The organism is Aeromicrobium sp. Leaf272 (genome assembly GCF_001422865.1).
GTDB lineage: Bacteria > Actinomycetota > Actinomycetes > Propionibacteriales > Nocardioidaceae > Aeromicrobium.
This window is the reverse complement of record NZ_LMMY01000001.1, coordinates 127,772-133,262: the sequence shown is the minus strand read 5'-3', so window position 1 is coordinate 133,262 and position 5,491 is coordinate 127,772. Positions and strand designations below refer to the sequence as shown.

The following is a 5,491-nucleotide window of genomic DNA, read 5'->3' as shown; positions in this document are numbered from 1 at the left end:
CCGGCGACTCGAACCAGTCTCGCTGGCCGGTCTCGCCGGTTTGGGAGGCCATCGGCAAAGCCGATCTCGACGGATCACCGATTGGCGAGGAACTCATCAGACGGGGCTCGACAGCGGGCGATCTCAGACGCCTCGTCCCTGCGCTCGTCGGCTATGCCACGGCAGCCGGTGCCCACGGGGACGCAGCAACAAGCGCCGAGCTCATGACGGCACTCGGCCGCATTTTTGAACGCGACGCCCGCCAAAGGGGAATCTCGCTGGAGCAGAGGCTGGCCGACCAGCGACGCCGATTGAAGATGTCCGATGGAAGCGCTGCTTAAGCCACCCGAGGTCGCGCGCTTGCTCGCCGTCCACCCGTCCACCCTGTCTCGCATGCGCGCGTCCGGGATTGGTCCTCCGGTGATCTGGGTGACCGAGAACAGTCCTCGGTACCTGCTCTCAGACGTCCAAACCTGGCTGCGGTCGCGGAAGGGCGTTGCCTAATGGCAGCCATTCGGCGCTCCGCTTCGGGACGGTGGACGGCGGTAGTGAAGCAGGGCCGCTCGTACGTCGGGTCCAGGACGTTCCCGACCCGTCGCGAGGCTCAGGCCTGGGCGCGGGAGTTTGAAGCGGAACTCGGGGCGGGCGTTGATGCCAAAGCGGGACGCGTCCTGGTCAGCACTCGGCTGGCCCAGTGGCTGCGTGATCGGGAAGGGACTGTCGCGCCAACTACCTTGACTGCTGACAGCCAACTAGTCCGGCTTATGCCGCGCTGGTTCGCCGCGCTGGCAGTCAACGCCGTCACGGAGTCACACGTTGAGCGACTGCTCGCTGAGTGGTCCCGCTCCCCCACCCTCGGTCACGCCTCCGTAGAACGCATGCGAGCGAGCTTGTCCGCTTTCTTCGCCGCGTGTCGTCGTCAGCGGCTCATCGCCGCGAACCCCGTCTCAGGCGTACCCACACCGCGCCGGACTGTCCCGCCGACCGAGATGCGCCCGTTCAGCGAGGCAGAGCTCGATGAGATCGCCCAGTCCGTGCGGGCTCGCTCAACGCACCTCGCAGACGTCATTCTCATCGCCGGTTGGACTGGGCTGCGCTGGGGTGAGCTTCGTGCGGTGCGGGTTTCTGACCTGGAGGAGATCCCGACCCCGGTCCTCGTTGTCCGTCGGAGTCAGACGGAGGGCAGGCCCGTTAAGGTCCCGAAGTCGGGCCGGGCCCGTCGCGTGCCGATTGCGGACCGCGTCCTTCCACTCTTGCGTTCGATGGCCGCAGACAAGGGACCCGGTGACCTGCTCATCACGACGCCGCGGGGAGCACAGCTCCACGTGACCGCCTTCAAACGCGCGACCGACTGGACATCGCTCGGGCGCGGTCGCCGTATTCACGATCTGCGACACACCGCAGCGTGCCTCTGGCTCGCCCGCGGTGTCGAGCTCGCAACCGTCCAGGCCTGGATGGGGCACTCCAGCGTCGCAACGACCAACAGGTACGTGCACTTCCTCGGATCCGCAGCAGAGCGGGCCGGACTGGACCTTCTCAACGCACCGGGGCAATCCGGGGGCAAAACTCGGAAGACACTTCCATGACTCAACCGAGAACTTCGTTGAGCCGCCTGTCGGAATCGAACCGACGACCTTTTCATTACGAGTGAAACGCTCTACCGACTGAGCTAAGGCGGCGAAGGCTCAGCGAGGATCGCCCGCCGAACCTCGACGAGTCTATCCGGGCCCTGCGGGGGCCACAAACCGGGCCCCTACACTCGACGCGTGGACGGAACAGAGGACGTGCGGGCCGAGCTGGACGACATGCGATCCAGCATCGACAACATCGACGCGGCCCTGGTGCACCTGCTCGCCGAGCGGTTCAAGTGCACGCAGCGGGTGGGGCGCCTCAAGGCCGCGCACGAGCTGCCGCCCTCGGACCCCGAGCGCGAGTCGCGCCAGATCGAGCGGCTCCGCACGCTCGCCGTGGAGTCCGACCTCGACCCCGCCTTCGCGGAGAAGTTCCTGACCTTCATCATCGACGAGGTCATCCGCCACCACGAGGCCATCCGCTCGGCCTGAGTGCCGAAAACCCGCGGGCGGGCGGCACGGTTCCGCACCTGCGGAGGCAGGTGACGAACCGAACAGGCGCGCTTTTCGGGGCGTCACCTACCCCTGACGGCCCGGTTCGGTGCGTCACCTACCGCTGCCGGCAGTCCGGCGCGTCAGCCCTCGTCCTCGCAGGTGAGGCCGTCCTTCGGGACCGTGCCGTCGACGAGGTAGGCGTCGACGGCCTTCTTGATGCACTGGTTGCCCGACCCGTAGGCGGTGTGGCCGTCGCCGTCGCGCGTGAGCAGGACGCCCTCGGAGTCGCCGAGCTGGTCGGCGAGCGCCTTCGCGTTCTCGTACGGGGTGGCCGGGTCGCGGGTGGTGCCGATGACGACGATCGGCGCGGAGCCCTCGGCGTCGATCTCGACCTGCGGGCGCTCGGCCGGCTCCGGCCAGTCGCTGCAGCCCAGCACGCCCCAGCCCAGCGCCTCGCCGAAGACCGGCGAGGCCTTCTCGAACGTCGGCAGCTCGGCCTCGACCTCGTCGACGCTCGGGCGCTCACGGTTGTCGAGGCAGTTGACCGCGATGTTGGCCCAGCCGATGTTGCCGTCGTACTCGCCGTTGCCCTTGCGCGAGAAGTAGGCGTCGTTCAGCTGCAGCAGGACCGAGCCGTCACCGCGCAGCGCCGCCGTGAGGCCCTGCGAGAGGGCGATCCAGCTGGCCTTGTCGTACAGCGTGACGGCGATGCCGTAGAACGCACGCCCCTTGGTGAGCTCGCGATCGGTGCCGGTGGGCAGCGGCTCGTCCTCCAGCTGGCTCATCAGGGTCTCGATCGCGCGCTGCGCGGCGTCGGCGTCCTGCCCCAGCGGGCACGACTCGAGCTTCACGCACGACGCGATGTAGGCGTCGAGCGCACGCTGGAACCCGGTGGCCTGGCCCAGCGAGGACCCGAACACGTCCTTGGACGGGTCGACCGCGCCGTCGAGGACCATCGCGCCGACCTTGGCGGGGAACAACGTGGCGTAGGTGGCACCCAGCTGCGTGCCGTAGGAGGCGCCGAACCAGTCCAGCTTCTTCTGACCGAGCAGGGCTCGCGCGACGTCCATGTCGCGGGCCGCCTCCTCGGTGGAGACGTGGCCGGCGAGGTCACCGGAGTTCTTCCGGCACGCCTCGCCGAGCTCCTTGACCGCGTCGCGGAACTCCTGGACCTCGGCGTCGCTCGAGGGATCGGGGTCGCTCGCGGCGTACTCGTCGAACTGCTCGTCGGGCAGGCACTCCAGCGGCGAGCTCTCGCCGACGCCGCGCGGGTCGACCCCGACGATGGTGAACGCATCGCGGACCTCGTCGCCCATGCTCCCGGCGAGCGATCCCGCGTAGTCGATGGCCGAGCCGCCCGGGCCGCCCGGGTTGACGAACAGCACGCGGGTGCCGTCGCCCTCCGCCAGGTAGCGCGCCGCCTTCAGCTTCGTGGTCTCGCCGTCGGGCTCGTCGTAGTCGACGGGCACCTCGATCGTGGCGCACTCGCGCTCGCCGCCGCAGTCCTCCCAGGTCAGCTCCTGGTCGTAGAAGCGCTGCAGCCCGTCGGGGGCCTTCTCACCCGTGGGCTCGAGCTGGGCCGTGGGAGCGGAGTCGTCACCGCGCGTGGCGACCAGCACGCCGACCACGACGGCGGCCACGGCGGCAAGGACGATCAGGACGAGGAGAGGGCGCTTCATCGGGTCCGGAATCCCATCATCATGCGTTCGAGGGTGAGCAGCGGTGCAGCGTTGGCGGTGAGCGCCTCGCGTGCCTCGACGATCGCATCGATCCTGCGGAGCGTCGAGTCGGGGGTCCACACGTCGGCGGCCGAACGGACCGCGTCGGCGACGTCGGCGTTCACGAGCGGCGCGCCGGGTGCCGTCTGCGCGACCACGACGTCGCGGCAGAACGAGAGGAGGTCGAGCAGGACGCCGTCGATCGAGTCACGCGCGAGCCGGGTGCGACGCCTCTTCTGGTCCTTCTCGAGCGAGGAGACCGCACCGGCGTAGCCGGCGGGCCTGCGGCCACGGTCCTCCACGCCCCACGACTGCTTGAGGTCGGAGGTCTCGCGCTCGTCGGCCACGTCGGCGACCGCGGCGGCTCGCGCGGTGGCCTCGTCGTTGATGCGCTGGGCGGCCACCAGGCAGTCGCCGAGGGAGCGCAACGACGTGGGCAGCGACAGGATGTCGCGACGACGCTCCCGTGCCTGCGGGTCGCGGGCCAGACCGCGCGCGCGACCGATGTGTCCCTGCGACGCCGCCGCGACCGCCTGCGCGAGCTGGGGCTCCACCCCGTCGCGCTCCACCAGCAGGCGGGCGATCGCGTCGGCGGGCGGGGTGCGCAGCAGCACGGCCCGGCAGCGCGACCGGATGGTGACGATGACGTCCTCGGTGGCGGGCGCGCACAGCATCCACACCGTGTACTGCGACGGCTCCTCCACCGCCTTGAGCAGGGCGTTGGCCGCCTGCTCGGTGAGTCGGTCGGCGTCCTCGACGATGAGCACCTGCCAGCGACCGAGCGCCGGCCGCAGGGCCGACTTGCGCACGTACTCGCGCGCGACGTCGGTGCCGATGGACAGCCCGTCGGTGCGGATGACGGTGATGTCGGGATGGCTGCCCGCCGCCGCCGTGGTGCACGAGTGGCACTGGCCGCAGCCGCCCAGCTCGCACTGCAGCGCCGCCGCGAACGCCTTGGCCGCGTTGGAGCGCCCCGACCCGGGCGGACCGGTGAGCAGCCACGCGTGCGTCATGGAGCGACCGTCGCCGCCGGCGGACCGGACCGCGGCGGACAACGTGTCGACGACTGGTCCCTGGCCGACGAGCTCGTCCCACACGCTCGTCACAGGTCACCGCCGTCTCGGCGGGCCTGCCCGAGCCACGGCTCGACCGCAGCCCGGATGGCGGCGTGCACGACCTCGGGCGGCTGGTCGGCGTCGAGGACGAGGTAGTGGGCCGGGTCGGCGGCCGCGAGGGTCAGGAAGTGCTCACGGACGCGCTGGTGGAAGTCGAGCGGCTCGGCCTCTATGCGGTCGGGCTCACCGGCGCGCGACAGTCCGACCGTGGGATCGAGGTCGAGCACCACGGTCAGGTGGGGCCGCAGGTCGGCCGTGGCCCACCGGGCGACGTGCTCCAGCTCGGCGGCGTCGATGGCGCGGCCCGCCCCCTGGTAGGCGAGCGTGGAGTCGACGTAGCGGTCGGTGACCACGACCTCGCCGCGCTCGAGCGCCGGGAGCACCACGGCGTCGACGTGCTCGGCCTTGTCGGCGGCGTAGACGAGGGCCTCGGTGCGCGGCGACAGGTCGCCGGTGGCCGGGTCGAGCACGATGCTGCGCAGCCGGGCGCCGACCTCGGTGCCACCGGGCTCGCGCGTGAGCAGCACGGGCGTTCCCTGGGCCGTGAGCCAGTCGTGCAGCAGGCGGGACTGGGTGGACTTGCCGCCCCCCTCGCCACCCTCGAGGGCGACGA

General features: G+C 70.7%; 7 protein-coding genes and 1 tRNA gene. 4 read left to right on the top strand and 4 right to left on the bottom strand.

Annotation, left to right across the window (positions count from 1 at the left end):
* The 3 genes from ASF38_RS18550 to ASF38_RS19535 form a co-directional block, all read left to right on the top strand.
* Nucleotides 1-320, top strand: a 320-nt coding sequence (locus ASF38_RS18550) for a hypothetical protein (RefSeq protein ID WP_235497332.1), incomplete at its 5' end; no start/stop codon positions are given.
* Nucleotides 304-483: a helix-turn-helix domain-containing protein gene (locus ASF38_RS19540; protein WP_082480148.1), complete on the top strand. Its 180-nt coding sequence runs from the start codon at nt 304-306 to the stop codon at nt 481-483. The genes ASF38_RS18550 and ASF38_RS19540, both read left to right, overlap by 17 nt.
* Nucleotides 483-1,565 carry a site-specific integrase gene (locus tag ASF38_RS19535; RefSeq protein WP_056572999.1) on the top strand — a complete coding sequence of 361 codons (1,083 nt, stop codon included), beginning with the start codon at nt 483-485 and terminating at the stop codon, nt 1,563-1,565. Before ASF38_RS19540 ends, ASF38_RS19535 begins: the two co-directional genes overlap by 1 nt.
* 20 nt (nt 1,566-1,585) lie before the next feature.
* On the opposite strand, the gene ASF38_RS00665 is transcribed toward ASF38_RS19535, so the two are convergent.
* Nucleotides 1,586-1,658 (bottom strand) — tRNA-Thr (locus ASF38_RS00665).
* 87 nt (nt 1,659-1,745) lie between these two features.
* Here ASF38_RS00665 and ASF38_RS00660 point away from each other — a divergent pair.
* Complete coding sequence (locus ASF38_RS00660) at nt 1,746-2,042, top strand: chorismate mutase (protein ID WP_055969595.1); 297 nt, start codon at nt 1,746-1,748, stop codon at nt 2,040-2,042.
* Nucleotides 2,043-2,185: 143 nt separating this feature from the next.
* On the opposite strand, the gene ASF38_RS00655 is transcribed toward ASF38_RS00660, so the two are convergent.
* The 3 genes from ASF38_RS00655 to tmk form a co-directional block, all read right to left on the bottom strand.
* Complete coding sequence (locus ASF38_RS00655; RefSeq protein ID WP_055969598.1) at nt 2,186-3,724, bottom strand: alpha/beta hydrolase; 1,539 nt, start codon at nt 3,722-3,724, stop codon at nt 2,186-2,188.
* Complete coding sequence (locus ASF38_RS00650; protein ID WP_056552757.1) at nt 3,721-4,869, bottom strand: DNA polymerase III subunit delta'; 1,149 nt, start codon at nt 4,867-4,869, stop codon at nt 3,721-3,723. The genes ASF38_RS00655 and ASF38_RS00650 overlap by 4 nt, the downstream gene beginning before the upstream one ends.
* A partial coding sequence (gene tmk / locus ASF38_RS00645; protein ID WP_056572996.1) for a dTMP kinase occupies nt 4,866-5,491 on the bottom strand: 626 nt, incomplete at its 5' end. The genes tmk and ASF38_RS00650, both read right to left, overlap by 4 nt.